At 71.1% G+C, this 16,855-nt stretch carries 16 protein-coding genes, 1 tRNA gene and 1 pseudogene; 9 read left to right on the top strand and 9 right to left on the bottom strand.

Annotated features, from left to right (window positions below; genetic code table 11):
• Positions 1-468 (bottom strand): annotated as a pseudogene (locus tag D7X96_RS15780) (cell envelope biogenesis protein TolA); the annotation flags it as partial.
• A gap of 177 nt (positions 469-645) precedes the next feature.
• On the opposite strand from D7X96_RS15780, the gene D7X96_RS15775 reads away from it, so the two are divergent.
• Positions 646-1,473 (top strand): 2-oxo acid dehydrogenase subunit E2, encoded by an 828-nt coding sequence (locus tag D7X96_RS15775; protein ID WP_121770089.1) that lies wholly within the window; start codon positions 646-648, stop codon positions 1,471-1,473.
• A 7-nt stretch (positions 1,474-1,480) separates the two neighbouring features.
• Here the strand turns inward: D7X96_RS15775 and D7X96_RS41475 are convergent, their stop codons facing one another.
• On the bottom strand, positions 1,481-1,975 hold the full coding sequence (locus D7X96_RS41475) for a MarR family winged helix-turn-helix transcriptional regulator (protein WP_120548019.1): 495 nt from the start codon (positions 1,973-1,975) through the stop codon (positions 1,481-1,483).
• An 88-nt stretch (positions 1,976-2,063) separates the two neighbouring features.
• Here D7X96_RS41475 and D7X96_RS15765 point away from each other — a divergent pair, with 88 nt between their 5' ends.
• A complete protein-coding gene (locus tag D7X96_RS15765; RefSeq protein WP_120548018.1) occupies positions 2,064-2,468 on the top strand; it encodes a nuclear transport factor 2 family protein in 405 nt (134 codons plus the stop codon).
• A 1-nt stretch (position 2,469) separates the two neighbouring features.
• On the opposite strand, the gene D7X96_RS15760 is transcribed toward D7X96_RS15765, so the two are convergent.
• Positions 2,470-3,426 carry a zinc metalloprotease HtpX gene (locus tag D7X96_RS15760; protein WP_167510841.1) on the bottom strand — a complete coding sequence of 319 codons (957 nt, stop codon included), beginning with the start codon at positions 3,424-3,426 and terminating at the stop codon, positions 2,470-2,472.
• Positions 3,427-3,589: 163 nt separating this feature from the next.
• Positions 3,590-4,009: a hypothetical protein gene (locus D7X96_RS15755; protein ID WP_121725055.1), complete on the bottom strand. Its 420-nt coding sequence runs from the start codon at positions 4,007-4,009 to the stop codon at positions 3,590-3,592.
• A gap of 151 nt (positions 4,010-4,160) precedes the next feature.
• Here D7X96_RS15755 and fni point away from each other — a divergent pair, with 151 nt between their 5' ends.
• The 5 genes from fni to D7X96_RS15730 all read left to right on the top strand — a co-directional run bounded on the left by fni (position 4,161) and on the right by D7X96_RS15730 (position 9,695).
• A complete protein-coding gene (gene fni / locus D7X96_RS15750; protein WP_121770088.1) occupies positions 4,161-5,219 on the top strand; it encodes a type 2 isopentenyl-diphosphate Delta-isomerase in 1,059 nt (352 codons plus the stop codon).
• A gap of 33 nt (positions 5,220-5,252) precedes the next feature.
• Complete coding sequence (locus D7X96_RS15745) at positions 5,253-6,581, top strand: hydroxymethylglutaryl-CoA reductase, degradative (RefSeq protein WP_120548012.1); 1,329 nt, start codon at positions 5,253-5,255, stop codon at positions 6,579-6,581.
• Positions 6,582-6,682: 101 nt separating this feature from the next.
• On the top strand, positions 6,683-7,633 hold the full coding sequence (gene mvk, locus D7X96_RS15740) for a mevalonate kinase (protein ID WP_120548011.1): 951 nt from the start codon (positions 6,683-6,685) through the stop codon (positions 7,631-7,633).
• A complete protein-coding gene (mvaD, locus tag D7X96_RS15735) occupies positions 7,630-8,616 on the top strand; it encodes a diphosphomevalonate decarboxylase (RefSeq protein WP_120548010.1) in 987 nt (328 codons plus the stop codon). Before mvk ends, mvaD begins: the two co-directional genes overlap by 4 nt.
• The gene (locus D7X96_RS15730) at positions 8,616-9,695 is read left to right on the top strand and encodes a mevalonate kinase family protein (protein ID WP_121770087.1); all 1,080 of its coding nucleotides are present in this window, start codon (positions 8,616-8,618) and stop codon (positions 9,693-9,695) included. Before mvaD ends, D7X96_RS15730 begins: the two co-directional genes overlap by 1 nt.
• A 30-nt stretch (positions 9,696-9,725) precedes the next feature.
• Here D7X96_RS15730 and omp85 read toward each other — a convergent pair whose 3' ends face one another.
• On the bottom strand, positions 9,726-10,904 hold the full coding sequence (gene omp85, locus D7X96_RS15725) for an Omp85 family outer membrane protein (RefSeq protein ID WP_121770086.1): 1,179 nt from the start codon (positions 10,902-10,904) through the stop codon (positions 9,726-9,728).
• Positions 10,905-11,057: 153 nt separating this feature from the next.
• Between omp85 and D7X96_RS15720 the strand changes: the two genes are divergently transcribed.
• Both D7X96_RS15720 and D7X96_RS15715 read left to right on the top strand, forming a co-directional pair.
• Positions 11,058-12,650, top strand: a complete 1,593-nt coding sequence (locus D7X96_RS15720; protein WP_121770092.1) for an alkaline phosphatase family protein — start codon at positions 11,058-11,060, stop codon at positions 12,648-12,650.
• 20 nt (positions 12,651-12,670) lie between these two features.
• The gene (locus D7X96_RS15715) at positions 12,671-13,753 is read left to right on the top strand and encodes a lysylphosphatidylglycerol synthase transmembrane domain-containing protein (RefSeq protein WP_121770085.1); all 1,083 of its coding nucleotides are present in this window, start codon (positions 12,671-12,673) and stop codon (positions 13,751-13,753) included.
• Positions 13,754-13,817: 64 nt separating this feature from the next.
• On the opposite strand, the gene D7X96_RS15710 is transcribed toward D7X96_RS15715, so the two are convergent.
• The 4 genes from D7X96_RS15710 to hscB form a co-directional block, all read right to left on the bottom strand.
• Positions 13,818-13,901: transfer RNA gene (locus D7X96_RS15710), tRNA-Leu, on the bottom strand.
• 84 nt (positions 13,902-13,985) lie between these two features.
• On the bottom strand, positions 13,986-14,363 hold the full coding sequence (locus D7X96_RS15705) for a 2Fe-2S iron-sulfur cluster-binding protein (protein ID WP_120548006.1): 378 nt from the start codon (positions 14,361-14,363) through the stop codon (positions 13,986-13,988).
• Between the two features lie 3 nt (positions 14,364-14,366).
• Positions 14,367-16,211, bottom strand: coding sequence for a Fe-S protein assembly chaperone HscA (hscA, locus tag D7X96_RS15700; RefSeq protein ID WP_120548005.1), 1,845 nt, complete (start codon positions 16,209-16,211; stop codon positions 14,367-14,369).
• Positions 16,208-16,756, bottom strand: coding sequence for a Fe-S protein assembly co-chaperone HscB (gene hscB / locus D7X96_RS15695; RefSeq protein ID WP_120548032.1), 549 nt, complete (start codon positions 16,754-16,756; stop codon positions 16,208-16,210). The genes hscA and hscB overlap by 4 nt, the downstream gene beginning before the upstream one ends.
• Positions 16,757-16,855 lie beyond the last annotated feature (99 nt).

Below are 16,855 nucleotides of genomic sequence, written 5' to 3'. Positions count from 1 at the left end.
GGCGCAGGCCCTGACGGAGAACGCCCGCCTGCGCGCGGAGACCGAGTCGCGCAACAGCCCCCGCCGCCGTGAGGCCCCCGCCGCCGCCGTCCCCGCGCGGGTCTGCTCCAGCTGGATGCTGGCGTTGCGCTCCACCTCGGCGCGGGCCTTGGCCAGGTCGTTCGAGCCCTTCTCGCCTTCCTTCTGCTCGAAGAGCTTGCGCTTGGTCTGCTTGAGCTGCTCCTTGACCTCCTGGAGCTGCGCGCGCTGCTCGTCCAGCTCCTTCTGCTTGCGCTGGACCTCCGATTCCGCCTTCGCGCGCGCCTTGCTCTCGGACTCCAGCTCGCCGCGGAACGACGGCGCGGAAGAAGAGGAAGAAGAGAGCGAGGGACGGCCCGCGTTGGCACCAGCGCCGCTCTTGTCTCCGAAGAGCAGCAGGCCGAGCGTCACGGCGAACCCGACCGATACGAGGATGAGTGCAACCAGCAAGGGAACGACCTCCACAGAAAGATGCAAAAAGCGGGGCAGCCTACCGCCCGGACATGGCGCGTCAAGGCTTCACTGGCAGGCAACCCGGCGGGCCCCACCCACCGCGCCGGCCGGGCCATGGCCTCCGCCTGATTTCCGGCTCCCCCGAGGGCAGCGTCTAGGGCACGCTCACGCGCCATGGCGCACCTGGAGCTCAAGCCGAAGCGGGACGTGTCGAGCTTCCGCAAGCTCGCCATCGGGAGCTGGGCGACCGCGTATGACCCCACGGTCTACGGCACGCTGACGGTGCGCATGGACGCGGCGCTCGACTACCTGGACGCCTTCCACCAGCGCACCGGCGTGCGGCTCACCGCGACGCACCTGGTCCTCAAGGCCGTGGGCGAAGCGCTGCGCCGCTGCCCGGACGCCAACGCGCTCCTGCGCTACCAGCGCATCTACCTGCGCCAGCGCGTCACCGTGTGCGCGGTGCTGCCGGGGGCTGATGCACAGGGCCTCACGCCCGTGCGCATCGAGGACGTGGACCAGAAGCCCGTGCGCGAGCTGGCGCTGGAGGTGGAGGCCACCGCGGCGCGCGTGCGTGAAGGCAGGGACTCGCGCGTGGAGCAGGGGCGGCGCCTGATGGAGCGCGTGCCGAATCTCTTGCTGCACCGCTTCACCGGGCTCGTGTCGTTCCTCACGTACACGCTGAACGTCGACCCGTCGTGGCTGGGCCTGCCGAGGGATCCCTTCGGCGCCGCGGTGGTGGTGGACGTGGGCGCGCTGGGCCTGGACACGGCGTACCTGCCGCTGGCGCCCTTCACGCGCGTGCCCATCTTCCTGGCGCCCGGCGCGGTGAGGCAGGTGGCGGTGGTGGAGGAGGGCAGGGTGGTGCCCGGCCACGTGATGAACATCAACGCGTCCTTCGACCACCGCTTCCTCGACGGCTACCACGCGGGCGTCATCGCCAGCACGCTGCGCGAGATGCTGGAGCACCCGGTGGAGGCCTTCGGGCCGCCTCCGGAATAGCCCACGCTCAGCGGGGCTCGCGCACCCGCCGGCGCCGCACCGTCTCCGCGCCGCCCAGCGACTCCAGCACCGCCGCGAGCACCCGGCGCGTCTCGTCAATCACCCGGGCCCCCTGCGCGCGGCGGAAGCGCGTCTCGAGCTCCGCCCGGAGGTCGCGGGTCGTGTCGACGGCGGCGTGTCCCCGCTCGGACAGGCGGATCCGCCGGGTCCGCGCGTCGTCGGAAGGCGCTGGCTCCACGATGCCGAGCTCCCGCAGCTCCGCCACCGTCTTGGACGCCGCCTGCTGCGTCACGCCCAGCAGCTCCGCCAGCTCGCTGATGGTGCGAGGCGCCTCCAGCAGGTGCTGCACCACGTAGCCATGCCCCTGCCGCAGCCCCGGGAAGCCCGCCGCGTGCACCTGCTCCAGCACCAGCGCGTTCACCCGCATGCCCACGAAGAGGGCCAGATGCCCCAGGTCCAACGCCTCCAGCTCCGCACTGCCCCCGCGCGCTCGACGTGCCATGCCGGTCGTCTTGCATCCACAACCAGGGTTGTGCAATGAGGGTTGTGAAACCAGGGTTGTGGAATTTCCAATGTCTCCGGAGCCCGCCATGTCCCAGCCTTCGCCGAACCTGGAGTTCACCCGGCGCTACCTGCAGGCCCTCGAAGCGGGGGCGACCGGGGAGGCGCTCGCCGCCTTCTTCCACCCGGAGGTGCGCCAGCACGAGTACCCCAACCGCCTGACGGTCCACGGGGCCACGCGCGACCTGGCGGCGCTGTTGACCGCGGCCGAGCGGGGACAGAAGGCCGTCGCCTCCCAGCGCTACGAGGTGAAGTCCGCGCTCTGCGAGGGGGACACCGTCGCCATGGAGGCGGAGTGGAGCGCGACGCTGCGGGTGCCGCTGGGGAACCTGCCCGCGGGCGGGACGATGCGGGCGTCGCTCGGCATGTTCTTCACCTTCCGCGACGGCCGCATCGTCTCCCAGCGCAACTACGACTGCTTCCAGCCCTTCTGACCTAGTACGCGTACTCCCAGCCGCCGCGCGTCCGCGTGCCCTGGCCCATCCGCGCGCTCATCTCGCGCAGCCGGCGCACGCGCTCCGGGATGGGCGGGTGCGTGGAGAACAGCGACATCACCCCGCCGTGGTGCAGCGGGTTGACGATGAACAGGTGCGACGTCGCGGGCGCCCGGTCGTACGGCATGGCCTCCGCGCCGCGCTCCATCTTCAAGAGCGCGCTCGCCAGCGCATCCGGATCTCCGCACAGCTCCGCGCCCGTGGCGTCCGCGCCGTACTCGCGCGAGCGGCTCACCGCCAGCTGCAGCAGCGTGGCCGCGATGGGCGCCACCAGGAGCAGGCCCAGGTTGGACAGCGCCCCGGCCACGCCACCGCCCTCGTCATCGTCGCTACGGCTGAGCATGCTGCCGCCGAACCAGAACAGCATCTGCGCCGCGTAGCTGATGATGCCCGCGAGCGTCGCCGCCACCGTGCCGATGAGCGTGTCCCGGTTGCGCACGTGACCAATCTCGTGCGCCAGCACGCCCTCCAGCTCACGCCGGTCCAGGATGTCCATGATGCCCGCCGTCACCGCGACGGCCGCGTGGCTCGGGTTGCGGCCCGTGGCGAACGCGTTCGGCTGTGCCGTGGGCAGGATGTAGACCTTCGGCTTCGGCATGCCCGCGCGCGCGGCCAGCCGCTCCACCATCTCATGCAGCCAGGGCGCCTGCTCATACGACAGCGGCTGCGCGCCATGGATGGCCAGCGCGATGCGGTCGCTGAACCAGTACGAGCCGAAGTTCATCACCACCGCGAACAGGCCCGCCATCATCAGGCCCTGTGCGCCACCCAGCCGCTGGCCGATGACGAGCACCAGGCCCGTCAAGCCCGCCAGCAGCACGGTCGTCTTCAATGCGTTGCCCAGCCGGTGCCACCCGCCGCCCTTGAGCGCCGGTGCGGCCGGTCCTCGGGATGTCATGTGGGGGTCACGCTGCGCCATGTTCCTCGTTCCGTGCCTTTCGCCCCGTCAAGGGGGCCACACGAAACGTAAGCAGGCGCAGGGGGGCGTCAACGTAACGGGTCCAGGCCACCCCGGAGGCCCATGGCCACAGCGGGCGCCCGTCCCAAAGGTAGAGCGGACTTCAAAGATAGAAACGATCCGTCACGCCCGCCGTACGCTGGAGGATGGCGCTCCAACCGAGCCAGACGTCAATGCCACTGCCGCCCGCCTTCGACTCGCTCCCCAGGGCACCGAGCGAGCCCGTGCAGCCCGCCACCGTGCCCAATCCGGATTCGCGCACGTGCGTCAGCAGCGCCCGTACGGTGGGCATGCCACGCGCCTCGAAGCGGTCCGACACGTCCTCGCGGCCGGTGAAGTCCGGCTCATCCAGCCTGTCCATCAGGAAGCGTTCCAGGGCCCACCAGAACAGGTACACCTCCACGCGCCGTCCGGCCGCCGTCGCCGCCGCCGCGATGGAAAGCCCCTGGTGCACCCGGTCGTATTCACCACTGTGCAGGAAGACGACGACCCTGTTGTCCGGCGCGCTCACGCGGTGGCTCATACCGTCCAGAAGCCACCGCGTCCATTCACGCCCGAGGGCGGACCGCCGGGGCCCTTTGGCTTGCACCCCGGCCCTGGCGCTTGCTAGGAACCGGATGACCTTCCAGGCTTACACGTTTTTTGCAGCGACAGCGCGGGTGGCTTTCAGCGACATGGGCGACGAGACGACAGCCAGACGGAAGGATGCCCACCTCGACCTGTGCGCGACCGGAGACGTGGAGCCGGCACAGAACTCCACGTTGCTGGAGTGCGTGCACCTCATCCACTGCGCCATGCCGGAGATGGCGGTGGAGGACGTGGACCTGTCCACGCCGTTCCTGGGCAAGCGCCTCCAGGCGCCGCTGCTCGTCACCGGGATGACGGGCGGCACGGACCGCGCGGGCGTGGTGAACCGGGACCTGGCGCTGCTCGCGGAGCGGCACGGCCTGGCCTTCGGCGTGGGCAGCCAGCGCGCCATGGCGGAACACCCCTCGCGCACGGCGTCGTACGCGGTGCGCGACGTGGCGCCCACGGTGGCGCTGCTGGGCAACATCGGCCTGTACCAGGCGATTGGCCTGGGCGTGGACGGCGTGCGGCGGCTGATGGACGCCATTGGCGCGGACGGCATGGCGCTGCACCTCAACGCGGGCCAGGAGCTGACGCAGCCGGAAGGCGACCGCGACTTCCGCGGCGGCTACCGCGTGGTGGAGGAGCTGGCGCGGGCCTTTGGCGAGCGGCTGCTGGTGAAGGAGACCGGGTGCGGCATCGGCCCGGACGTGGCGCGGCGGCTGGTGGAACTGGGCGTGCGCAACGTGGACGTCTCCGGGCTGGGCGGCACGTCGTGGGTGCGCGTGGAGCAGCTTCGCGCGGCGGGCTCTCAAGCCCAGGTGGGCGCGGAGTTCAGCGGCTGGGGCATCCCCACCGCGGCGGCCATCGCCAGCGTGCGCAAGGCGGTGGGGCCGGAGGTGCGGCTCGTGGCCAGCGGCGGCGTGCGCGGCGGGCTGGAGTCCGCGAAGGTGCTCGCGCTGGGCGCGGACCTGGCGGGCATGGCGCTGCCGCTGTTCCGGGCCCAGCAGCAGGGCGGGTTGCCGGCCGCCGAGGAGGCGCTGAAGGTCATCCTCACGGGTCTGCGCCAGGCGCTGGTGCTGACGGGCAGCCGCTCCGTCGCTCAGCTGCGGCAGCGGCCTCGCGTGGTGACCGGCGCGTTGAAGGATTGGTTGGCGGCGTTGTGATGCAGGGTGGCACCCAGGTTGGGAAGGAAGAACATGTCTGACACCGTGACGTCCCGGCTCGCCGGATTCCACAAGCTGCCCCTGGAGGAGCGCCTGGCGCGTATTGGCCAGATGTTCCGGCTGACCGAGGCGGAGCTGGAACAGCTGCGCGGCGAGAACGGTCTGGACCTGTCCATCGCCAACCAGATGATTGAGAACGCGGTGGGCACGTTCTCCCTGCCGCTGGGCCTGGGCCTGAACCTCACCGTCAACGGGCGCGACTACCTGGTGCCCATGGCCGTGGAGGAGCCCTCCGTCGTGGCGGCGGTGTCGTTCGCGTCGAAGATCGTCCGCGAGGCGGGCGGCTTCATCGCGGAGGCCGACGAGTCGATGATGATCGGCCAGGTGCAGGTCTCCAACTACGGAGACCCCGGCCGCGCGTCCGAGAAGGTTTTGGACGCGAAGGATGAGATCCTCGCCCTGGCCAACAGCTTCCACCCGGCCATGGTGGCCCGCGGCGGTGGCGCGAAGGACGTGGAGGTCCGCCTCCTGCCCGCGCCGGAGGGTCCGCGCGGCGAGCCGCTGCTCATCGTCCACCTGCTCATCGACGCGCAGGAGGCCATGGGGGCGAACCTCATCAACACCATGGCGGAGGGCGTGGCGCCGCTGATTGAACAGCTGACCGGTGGCCGGGTGTACCTGCGCATCCTGTCGAACCTGGCGGACAAGCGGCTCGCGCGCTCCACGTGCCGCATCCCGCTGCCGCTGCTGGCGGACTTCGGCCTGCCGGGCGAGGTCATCGCCGAGGGCATCGCCCAGGCGAGCCGCTTCGCGGAAGCGGACCCGTACCGCGCCGCCACGCACAACAAGGGCGTGATGAACGGCATCGACGCGGTGGCCATCGCCACGGGGCAGGACTGGCGCTCCATCGAGGCCGGCGCGCACGCGTTCGCCTGCCGCAAGGGGCAGTACCGCCCGCTGTCCACCTGGTACCTGGAAGAGGGGCACCTGGTGGGCCGCATCGAGCTGCCGCTGGCGCTGGGCCTGGTGGGCGGCCCCATCAAGATCCACCCGGGCGCGCAGGTGGCGCTCAAGCTGATGCGCGCCACCACCGTGCGCGAGCTGTCCATGGTGTTCGCGTCGGTGGGCCTGGCGCAGAACTTCGCGGCGCTGCGCGCCCTGGGCTCCGTGGGCATCCAGAAGGGCCACATGGCCATGCACGCCCGCAGCGTCGCCGTCACGGCGGGCGCGCGCGGCGGGGACGTGGAGAAGGTGGCCAACCTGCTGGTGAAGGCCGGGCACGTGAAGGTGGAGAAGGCGCGGGAGATCCTCGCGAGCCTGCCGCTGGAGACGCCCGCCATCGCCACCCTCACCGACGGCTGACGTGTCCGACCCCAAGCGCTCGCCAGACACGGAAGAGCGCTTGACGGGGCAGGGCGGCGCGCGGAATGAAGGCGCCCGCCCCCTTCCGCGTGCCTGGTGCCATGACTTCCGCAACGAACCCCCTGGTCGCCTTCGGTGCTGGCAAGGTCATCCTCCTGGGCGAGCACAGCGTCGTGTACGGCTACCCGGCCATCGCCGGCCCGCTGAGCATCGGCGTGGTGGCGCGCGGCGGGCCTTCGCGCTCGTGCGTGCTGGACGTGCCGGTGACGGCGGACGCGGCGCAGAAGCGGATGATGCGCAAGGCCTTCGCGCGGGCCGCGAAGCTGGTGGGCGAGCCCCGCGTGAAGGTGACGCTGGAGCCGCAGCTGCCCCTGTCCGCGGGGCTGGGCAGCTCCGCGGCGCTGGCGGTGGCCACGTCCCGCGTGCTCCTTCAGGCGGCGGGGCAGGCGCCCACGGCGAAGGCGACGGCGCGGCTGGCGTGGGAGATGGAGCAGGAGTTCCACGGCACGCCGTCCGGCGTGGACCACACCACGAGCGCGGAGGAGAAGCTCATCCTCTACCGGCGCGTGCAGTCACCGGCGGGCGTCACGGGGCGCGCGCGTGCGTTGAAGAGCCCCAGGCCGGTGTCGGTGGTGGTGGCGCTGGCGGGCGCGCGCAGTCCCACGAAGCTGACGGTGGGGGCGCTGCGCGAGCGGCAGGCGCTGTGGCCGGAGCGCTACAAGCGGCTCTTCGGGCAGGTGGGGCGGCTCGTCACCGAGGCGGCGCAGGCGGTGGAGGCGGGCGATTTGGAGGGGCTGGGGGACGCGATGAACGTCAACCAGGGCCTCCTGAACGCGCTGGGGCTGTCGTCGCCAGCGTTGGAGGACATGGTGTTCCGGCTGCGCTCGCTGGGCGCGCTGGGGGCCAAATTCACCGGGGCGGGAGGTGACGGTGGCGCGGTCATCGGCCTCTTCCCCGAACCGGAGCCCGTGGTCGCGCGGCTGACGCGCGACGGCGTGCGCTGCTTCGCGAGCCAGCTCGCGGGGCCTCGGGTCCAGGGAGACAATTCATGAAGGCAACGGTCCGGGCGCATCCCAACATCGCGCTCGTGAAGTACTGGGGGAAGCGTGACGACGCGCTCATCCTCCCGCATCAGTCCAGCCTGTCGCTGACGCTGGAGCCCATCCACGTGACGACGACGGTGGAGTTCGGCGCGCCGTCGGACACGGTGGAGCTGCACGGCCACGCGGCCAAGGGCAGCGAGCGCGACCGCGTGCTGCGCCTGTTGGACCAGGTGCGAGCGCAGGCGGGGCGCGACCTGGGGCCCGCGAAGGTGGTGTCGCGCGGCGACTTCCCCATGGCGGCGGGCCTGGCCAGCAGCGCGGCGGGCTTCGCGGCGCTGGCGGTGGCGGGGCGCGCGGCGGCGGGGCTGCCGCAGGACACGCGGGCCTCCAGCATCCTGGCCCGGCGGGGCAGTGGCTCCGCGTGCCGCAGCGTGCAGGGCGGCTTCTGCGAGTGGATGCGCGGCGAGCGCGAGGACGGCGAGGACAGCTACGCCGTGCAGCGCTTCGACGCGGGCCACTGGGCGGACCTGCGCATGGTGGTGGCCATCCTCGACCGCGGCGAGAAGGAGGTGAAGTCGCGGGACGGGATGAAGAACACGGTGGAGACCAGCCCCTACTATCCGGCATGGGTGAAGGACGCGGAAGCCGAAGTGCCCCGCGCCCGGGAGCTCATCGCGAAGAAGGACCTGGAGGCGCTGGGTGAGCTGTGCGAGCGCAACGCATGGCGCATGCACTCCACCTCGCTCGCGGCGGATCCGCCGCTCTGCTACCTGAACTCGGCGACGCTGGGGCTCATCCAGCACCTGCGCGAGCAGCGCAAGAAGGGCGTGCCGGTGTGGTTCACGCTCGACGCGGGCCCGAACCCGGTGCTGCTGACGAACGCGGCCCACGAGGTCGCGGCGGAAGCGCTGGCCCGAGCCTGCGGCGCCGTGGACGTGGTGCGCTGCGTGCCCGGCGGTGACGCGACGCTGCTCACCGAGCACCTGTTCTGATGGACCGAGCGCTCTCCGCCCCGGGCAAGCTGTTCCTCTCCGGCGAGTACGCCGTGCTGTGGGGCGGCGTGGCCCGCCTCGCGGCCGTGGCCCCGCGCACGGCCGCGTACGTGCGCAGGCGCCAGGACTCGCGCGTGCACATCTGCCTGGAGGAGGGGACGCTCCAGGGGCTCACCACGCCACGAGGCGTGAAGTGGGACCGCGAGGTCCCCGCCGGCTTCTCCTTCGTCGCCCGCACCCTGGATGAAGCCCTGCGCGCGCACGGCCGCGCGAGCGTGGGCTTCGACGTCGCGGTGGCTCCGGGCGCGCTGGGCCCCGGCGGCCACAAGCTGGGCATCGGCGGCAGCGCGTCCGCGACGGTGCTGGCCGCGGAGGCCGCGCGCTTCGTGCTGGAGGAGAAGTTCGACGTCCTCAAGCTCGCGCTCACCGCGCACACGCTGGGGCAGGGCGGCAAGGGCAGCGGCGGCGACGTGGCCACGAGCTTCGCGGGTGGCACCGTGCGCTACCGCCGCTACGACATCACCGCGCTCGCGGACGCGGCCAACACCGGCCGCTTCAACGCCGCGCTCGCGGAGTCCCCTCCGGTGGACCTCTGGCGCATGCCCGTGCCCCGCGTGTCCATGCTCTACGCCTTCACCGGTGAGAGCGCGTCCACCAGGCTCCTCATCGGCCAGGTGGAATCGCGGCTCGCGGAGGCCGGCCGCAAGGCCTTCGTGGAGCGCTCGGACGCACTGGGCCACGCCATTGAAGACGGCCTGGGCGGCGGCGACTTCCGCGCCTTCGCCGAGGCCGTGAAGGCCCAGCACGCGCTGCTGCTGGAGCTGGGCCCGCTGGAGACCGAAGGCATGCGCCGCGTGCTGGCCATCGCCGCGTCCTACCACTGCGCGGGCAAGCTCTCCGGCGCGGGCGGCGGTGACGGCTGCATCCTCTTCGCCCCGGACGCCCAGGCGCGCGAAGCGCTGCGCGAGGGCCTGGAGTCGCGCGGCTTCCTCACGCTGACGCTCGACGTGGAGCAGGGCGTGCGCGGCGAGGCGCAGACGGACGCGCGGCTTCGCGGCTGGGTGGACGCGCTCACGTGAAATCAACGCGGCGGCCGCCCGGGCCCGCCGTTAGAACATGTGACCGAACGTGATGTAGAAGCGCTGACGGCCCGTCTCGGTGGAGCGCGCGTAGTCCATGCGCACCACGGCCGCGCGGCGCGAGAAGCGCAGGCCGCCGCCGATGCCCGGGTGCCACTCATGCCACTTGCCGTCCGTCACACCCGGATGCCACACGCGGCCCAGGTCCAGGAACACCACCGCGCCCAAGGCCAGCGGCTGCCCGAAGAAGGACATCCGCGCGGCCTGGAAGCGCAGCTCGGAGTTGCTGAACGCCTTCACGTTGCCGGCGAAGCGGTTGCGCTCGATGCCGCGCACGCTGCTCATGCCGCCAATGCCCTCGGACACGTTGACGCCGCCCGTGGTCATCCACTCGAAGAACGGCACCTCTCCGAAGAGCATGTCCAGCGTGAGCCGCTGCGCGAAGATGAGCCGCGGCGTAATCCGGATGTAGCGGCGCTCGCTCAGCGTCACGCCCGCGTACTGGTAGCGGCTGAACGTGGCCAGGCCGGACACGCGCAGGGCCACCTCCTCCACGCCGCCGGTCGTCGGGTCGGACTCGTCGTCGCGCGTGTCCCAGAGCGCGCCCGCGAGCAGCTGCCCGCTGGGTCCGCCCTCGATGCCAATGGGCTTCTCCTGCGCCAGGATGGACGTCTCGTAGGGTGACACGCGCGTGTAGCGCCAGCCGTAGCCCACGTATGACTGGAACGGGTGCTTCTCACCGAAGGGCCGCCCGCGCAGACGCACCCAGAGGCCCGGCGAGCCCTTGTCGTAATTGTACCGCTCGTTGTCCACGTCCCCCCGGAAGTCCGGGGCGGACAGGTTGCCCGCGCCGAAGAAGGGGCTGCTCTTCTCCTGGCGGTACTCCAGCCGTCCCTCCAGCCGCAGGGGCCCCAGCAACTGCGGCCCGTCGTAGCGGAGGTAATGATTCATGGCGCCGCGCGCGGTGAAGAACACCTGCGCGGACAGGGCATGCGCATAGGGCGCCTTGCTGCCGTCGCCGTACAGGTACATGCCGCCGACGGCGCCGTAGCCGAAGCCCTGATCCGAACTGAAGGACACCAGCGGCAGCGCGATGCCGTCCATGGTCGGCGTCCGCTTCACCGGCACGAGGCCGGGCGCCGAGCGGCCGACGGCCACGGCGCTCAACGACATGAGCATGAAGAAGAGGAAGACGAAAGGAGCCAGCATCGAAACCCCGTGAAGCCCCGAGGGGGCGCATCGATTCCAGCCCGGGACAGAAAGCCCTTCCGCCCGCCTGCTCACCAAGTGAGCAGCACGGCCCCGGAAGCTCCTGTCCCCCTGAATGCCCATTTTGCCTTGGGGGATGGGGGAGCCGTCAACGTGCGCGAAAGTCTCAACGAGCTCGTCAGCGAGAATTCACGGAACTGGGCGAATACCCTCGTCCGGAGGATCGGGTCGAAAGTTCCGCCGGTGGCGGCGCGTCGGCCCCGGAACGCTCTGCTCGTCCACCTGGACGGGGTGCCCAAGGCGCTGCTCGACGAAGCCATTGTCACCGGGCGAATGCCCTTTGTTTCACAGCTGGTCCGCTCTGGCGCGTATCACCTGGAGAACGCTTTCTGGGGCGCGCCCACGTCCACGCCGTTCTTCCAGGCGGGGCTGCTCTACGGGCTGCGCCATCCGAACCTGCCGGGCTACAGCTGGTACGACCGGGCGCTCGGCCGCAAGGTGCAGATGAACACGCCGGGCGACGCGATGGCCATCGACGCGCGCCTGCGCGGCCACGGCCGCACGAGCCTGCTGGACCACGGCGGCCACACGTACTTCTCGCTCTTCCACGCGGGCGCCATGAACCGCATGTGCATGAGCACGCTGTCCAGCTTCAAGCTGATGGCGCGCTCGTTCGCGTACGAGATGGAAGGCCTGGGTTCCGCGCGCACGAAGGGCGCATGGGACTTCCTGCGTTCCTTCGGCATGGAGTCCTGGCAGGCCCTGCGCGAGGTGCGCCAGTGGGCGCGCTCCATCAACGACTGGCGCCACGAGCAGGGCTTCCTCGTCAGCCGCATCCTCCTCCAGCGGTTGGGCTGGAGCTTCGCGTACACCAAGTCCCTGGTGGACATGGTGCGAGGTGTGCCGCTCATCTACCTGGTGTATGGCAACTACGATGAAGTGGCCCACCGCCGGGGGCCGCGCTCGGAGCTGGCCATGCAGGAGCTCCACCGCGTGGATGCGTCGCTCGCGGAGCTGTTCGCCGTGGCCCGCGCCGCGCCGGAGCCCTACGACGTCATCCTCCTGTCGGACCACGGCCACGTGGACAGCCTGCCCCTGGAGCAGCGCCAGGGCCGGCGCCTGGAGGCCGTCCTCTTCGAGGGCGAAGTCCCGCCGCTGAAGGACGACGTGCGCCGGGGCCTGCTGGATGGCCGCGCACCGCCGGCGCCGGACACCACCGCGCGCGAGCCCTTCAAGCCGGTGGTGGTGGAGGCCGGCAACTTCGCGCACATCTACCTGAGCGGCCGTCCCGCGCCGCTGGAGGCGCGCGAGCTGCTGGCGCGCTACCCGGAGGTGCTGGCGCGGGCCACGAACAACCCGGACATCGGCATGGTGGCGATGCGCCGGGGCGCGGAGGCGGTGGTGGTGATGGGCGGAGGCGTCTATGGCCCTGAGGACCTGGACCGCGCGCCGCTCACCACCGAGTACAGCAAGCGCGCCGTGGCGGACTTCCTCCACGGGCTGCCGCGCATGGACACCGCGGGGGACCTGGTCCTCTTCGGCGAGGCCGTGCAGAAGGGCGGCACGGTGGGCTTCGCGTGGGAGTTCGGCTCGCACGGCGGCCTGACGCGCGTGGAGTCCGACAGCCTGGTGATGTGGCCCGCGAACGGCCCGGTGGACCTGTCGGCCCTGGGCCACTGCGCGCAGCTGCACGAGCGCCTGGCCGAGGCCTACCTGGACACCGGCTCACCGCGGATTCTTCATTGAGACCGAGGAAGGGGAGGACCATGCGACTTCCCAACGCCGGCGGGCGCACGTGGCTGAAGGTGCTGGGCGGGGTGGTGGGGCTCGTCCTGTCCGTGCTCCTGCTGTCCACCGCGTTCTTCAAGTGGAACCTGAGCGGGTCCGGGGACCTGCTGACGCCACGCTTCCCCCTGGACAAGTTCGTCCGCGACCTGCCGGGGCACCTGGTGTGGCTGGTGCCCTTCATGCTGCTGCAGGCGTCGCTCGTGCCGCTGCGCGCGGTGCAGTGGCAGGCCACGCTGCGCAGGCCCATCCCGTTCAAGGACCGCTTCCAGCTGGTGGGCATTGGCGTCTTCGTCCACAACGCGCTGCCGGGAAAGCTGGGGGAGGTGACGCGCTCCTTCCTCCTGTCGCGGACCCACAAGCTCCCCTTCATCCGGAGCCTGGGCTCCGTGGGCGTGTGCAAGCTGATGGAGTTCGCCTGCCTGATGCTGCTGGTGGCCCTGTCCTTCCTGGGTCCCTTCGGCGAGACGATGGCCCACTTCCGCACGGAGCTGAACGTGGCGCTGTCGCTGTGCATCGGCCTGGTGGCCCTGGTGGTGCTGCTGGCCCACTGGGCGGCGCCCCTGGGCCGCTGGCTGCACCAGCGTCACACCATGCCCCGCGTGGACAGCTTCCTGAACCATGTGAGCGAGGGCCTGGGCACCGCGCGCTCCTTCAAGGGCATGGCGAAGGTGTTCTTCTTCTCCATCTTCCCGGTGTTCGCCTCCGCGCTGGCGTACGGCCTGGCGCTGCACGGCGTGCACATCCCCGGGGGCCTCTTCGCGGGCGCGGTGGTGCTGGGCGCCATCTCCCTGGGGCAGTCGCTGCCAGGCGTCCCGGCGGGCATGGGCATCTACTACTTCGTCACCAGCTGGGCGGCGCGCGCGCTGGGCTCGAACCCGGAGGACGCGGCGGCGTTCGCCACGCTCACCCACCTGGGGACGGTCATCAGCCAGGTGGCCGTGGGCGCCTGGTGCGTGCACCGCTCCAAGCTGCGGATCCGCGACCTGCGCAAGGGAGGCCGGCTGGCCAACGCCGCCGCGCACCACGTGGCGCACGAGGCCGTGGAGCCCGCGCCGCCCTGAACGAAGGGGACAAGCCAAAACAAAAAGGGCCCCGACTTGTGGTCGGGGCCCTTCTTTACCGCAGTGCCCAGGAGAGGACTCGAACCTCCATGCCCTTGCAGGCGCTAGACCCTGAATCTAGTGTGTCTACCAATTCCACCACCTGGGCAGGTGGTTCGCGGTGCCTCGCGGCGCCGTGATGGGCGAGACGTATAGAGAACCTCCCCCGCCCGGTCAACACCCTTTTTTCCGCCTACTTCTTCAGCGGCCAGCGGCCCTCGGATTCGAGCTTCCGGCGGATGGCCGGGTTCTCGTCCATGAAGGCCACGAGGGACTCCTCGGTGATCTCCACCGTGACGTCCTCACCGCCGACCTCGGTCTGGCAGGACAGGCGGGAGTACGGCCGGACGTCGAAGCCCATGTCCAGGCGGTCCATCTCGTCGTCCCGCTGCTCGCTGAGCGACTCCAGGCCCTTGCGGACCCAGACGTGGCAGGTGGAGCACCCGCACACGCCGCCGCAGCTGTGGCCCACCTGCGCTTCGCCCTTCTCCGCGGCGTCCAGCAGGGTGGTGCCCGGGGGCACGTCCACGGCGACCTCGGCCAGGGGGCTCTTGAAGGTGACCTTGGGCACGGCTCAGTACTCCTCCACGGAATGGCCGGACACCACCTGGGTGATGGCGCGGTTCATGACCCGTTCGATGAACGCCCGGGACGCTTCATCCAGCGCGTGCAGGGCCTCCTTCACGGCCAGGTAGTCCTTGCCCTGCGCCGCCTGGCGCACGCGGTCCATGGCGGCCTGGATGGCCTCCGGCTCGCCGGCCTCCAGCAGGGCCGCGTTCTCGCGCAGCTGCCGGTCGGCCTCGGAGAGGACGCGCTCGGCCTCCACCTGCTGCTCGCGCAGCTGGCGGGCCTGGATGTCGTCCTCGGCGAAGTCGATGGAGTCCAGGAGCATCTTCTCGATCTCCTCCTCCGTCAGGCCGTGGCTGGGCTTCACGGTGATGGCCTGCGCCACGCCGGTGCTCTGCTCCTTGGCGGTGACGGACAGGATGCCGTCCGCGTCCACCTGGAAGCGGACCTCCACGCGGGCCATGCCGGCCGCCATGGAGGGGATGCCGGAGAGCGTGAAGCGCGCGAGGCTGCGGTTGTCCTGCACCAGCTCGCGCTCGCCCTGCACCACGTGCACGTCCAGGCCCGTCTGGCCGTCCTTGAACGTGGTGAACACCTGCGCCGCCGCCGTGGGGATGGTGGAGTTGCGCGGAATCAGCTTCTCCGTGATGCCGCCCATCGTCTCCAGCCCCAGCGACAGGGGGATGACGTCCAGCAGCAGCACCTCGTCCTGGCGGTCGGTGTCGGTGAGCAGGCTCGCCTGCACCGCCGCGCCCAGCGCCACGACCTGATCCGGATCGATGTCGCCCAGGGGCTCGCGGCCGAACAGCTCCGCCACGAAGCGGCGCACCGCGGGCACGCGCGTGGAGCCACCCACCAGGATGACGCCGTCCAGCTCGCCCGCCGCCACGCCCGCGTCCTTCAGGGCCCGCCGGCACACCGCGCCCGTCTTGGCGATGAGCGGCTGGATCCACGCCTCGAAGTCCGCGCGGGACACGGGCTGTGAATGGCCCTCCACGCTGAGCGTGACCTCGGAGGAATCCGTGAGCGCTTCCTTCGCCTTGCGAGCGGCGACCATCAGCTCCGCCACCTGCGCGGGGGAGGGGGCCGCCACGCCCCGCTTCTGGAGCACGTGCTGCGCGATGGCGCGGTCGAAGTCGTCGCCGCCGAGGGCCGAGTCGCCGCCGGTGGACTTCACCTCGAAGACGCCGTCCTCCAGCTTGAGGATGGAGATGTCGAACGTGCCGCCGCCCAGATCGTAGACGGCGAACTTCCCCTGGCTGCCCTTGTCCAGGCCGTACGCCAGCGCGGCGGCTGTGGGCTCGTTGAGCAGGCGCAGCACTTCCAGGCCCGCGAGCTTCCCCGCGTCGCGGGTGGCCTGGCGCTGGGCGTCGTCGAAGTACGCCGGCACCGTGATGACGGCCTGCTCCACCTTGCCGGAGAAGTGCGCCTCCGCGCGGCGCTTCAGGGCGCGCAGGATTTCGCCGGAGACTTCAATGGGCGTCACCGGCTGGCCGCCGGCCACGTTGAAGCGCACCACGTTGGCGCCGGGCGCGAAGTCGTAGTGGCCCAGCTTGCGAGTCTCCGGATCATCCGGGCTGCGGCCCATGAACCGCTTCACCGACACGATGGTGTCCGTGGGGGCCTCGGCCGCGAGCTTCCGCGCGCGGGCGCCCACCACCACGCCGCCATCCCTGCCGTAGTGCACGACTGACGGGAGGAGCAGCGAGTCGCCGTCGTCCACCGGAACGCACCGGGGCTTGCCCTGGGACACGGACGCCACCAGCGAGTGGGTGGTGCCCAGGTCGATGCCCACCACGTGGCCCTTCGGCTTGAGCGGGTCGTGGATCTGCAGATAGCCGTTGTTGCTCACGCGAGCACCTCCTCCTCGAACGCGTCCACCTGCTCGAGGAAGCGCGTGAAGTAGCGCACCCGCCCCAGCGCGTGCGATGCCTTTCTCACCCCGTCCTGAGAATCCCCGTCACCCTCCAGCGCGCCGAGCGCCGCCACGGCCTCCTGGAGCGCCGCCGCCTTGCGGCCCGCCACGTCCTTGGCCATGCCTTGCGCCCGGGGCAGGTCCCTGGCCGCCATGGCTTCATCCAAAGCCTCGCGCAGCTCCATGACCTCCTCCAGGAACTCCAGGGGCATGCCCTTCTGGGCGCCCGCGTCCTCGCGGTCCAGGTCCACGCCATGGAGCTTGAGCAGGTAGAAGGCGCGGCGCACCGGGTCCTTCAGCGTCTTGAAGGCCTCGTTGAGGGCGGTGGTGCCCTCCACGGCGGCCAGGCGCGCCTTCGCGTCACCGGGGCCAACGCGGTCCGGATGCAGCTGGAGCGACAGCTCCCGGTACTGCTTCTCCAGGGCCGGCACGTCCACGGCGTGGGAGCGGGGCAGCCCGAACACGTCGAAGTGGGTCCTCACGGTGCGCACATCCTCACGGGGGAAATGAAAAAGGGGCCCGGCACCGGGCCGGACCCCTGCTGCCCGCTCCCTGACCCACAGGGCGGGCGGGAAGGCCTT

Origin of the sequence: Corallococcus interemptor, assembly GCF_003668875.1 — a bacterium.
Lineage (GTDB): Bacteria > Myxococcota > Myxococcia > Myxococcales > Myxococcaceae > Corallococcus > Corallococcus interemptor.
This window is presented reverse-complemented; position numbering and strand designations above follow the sequence as displayed.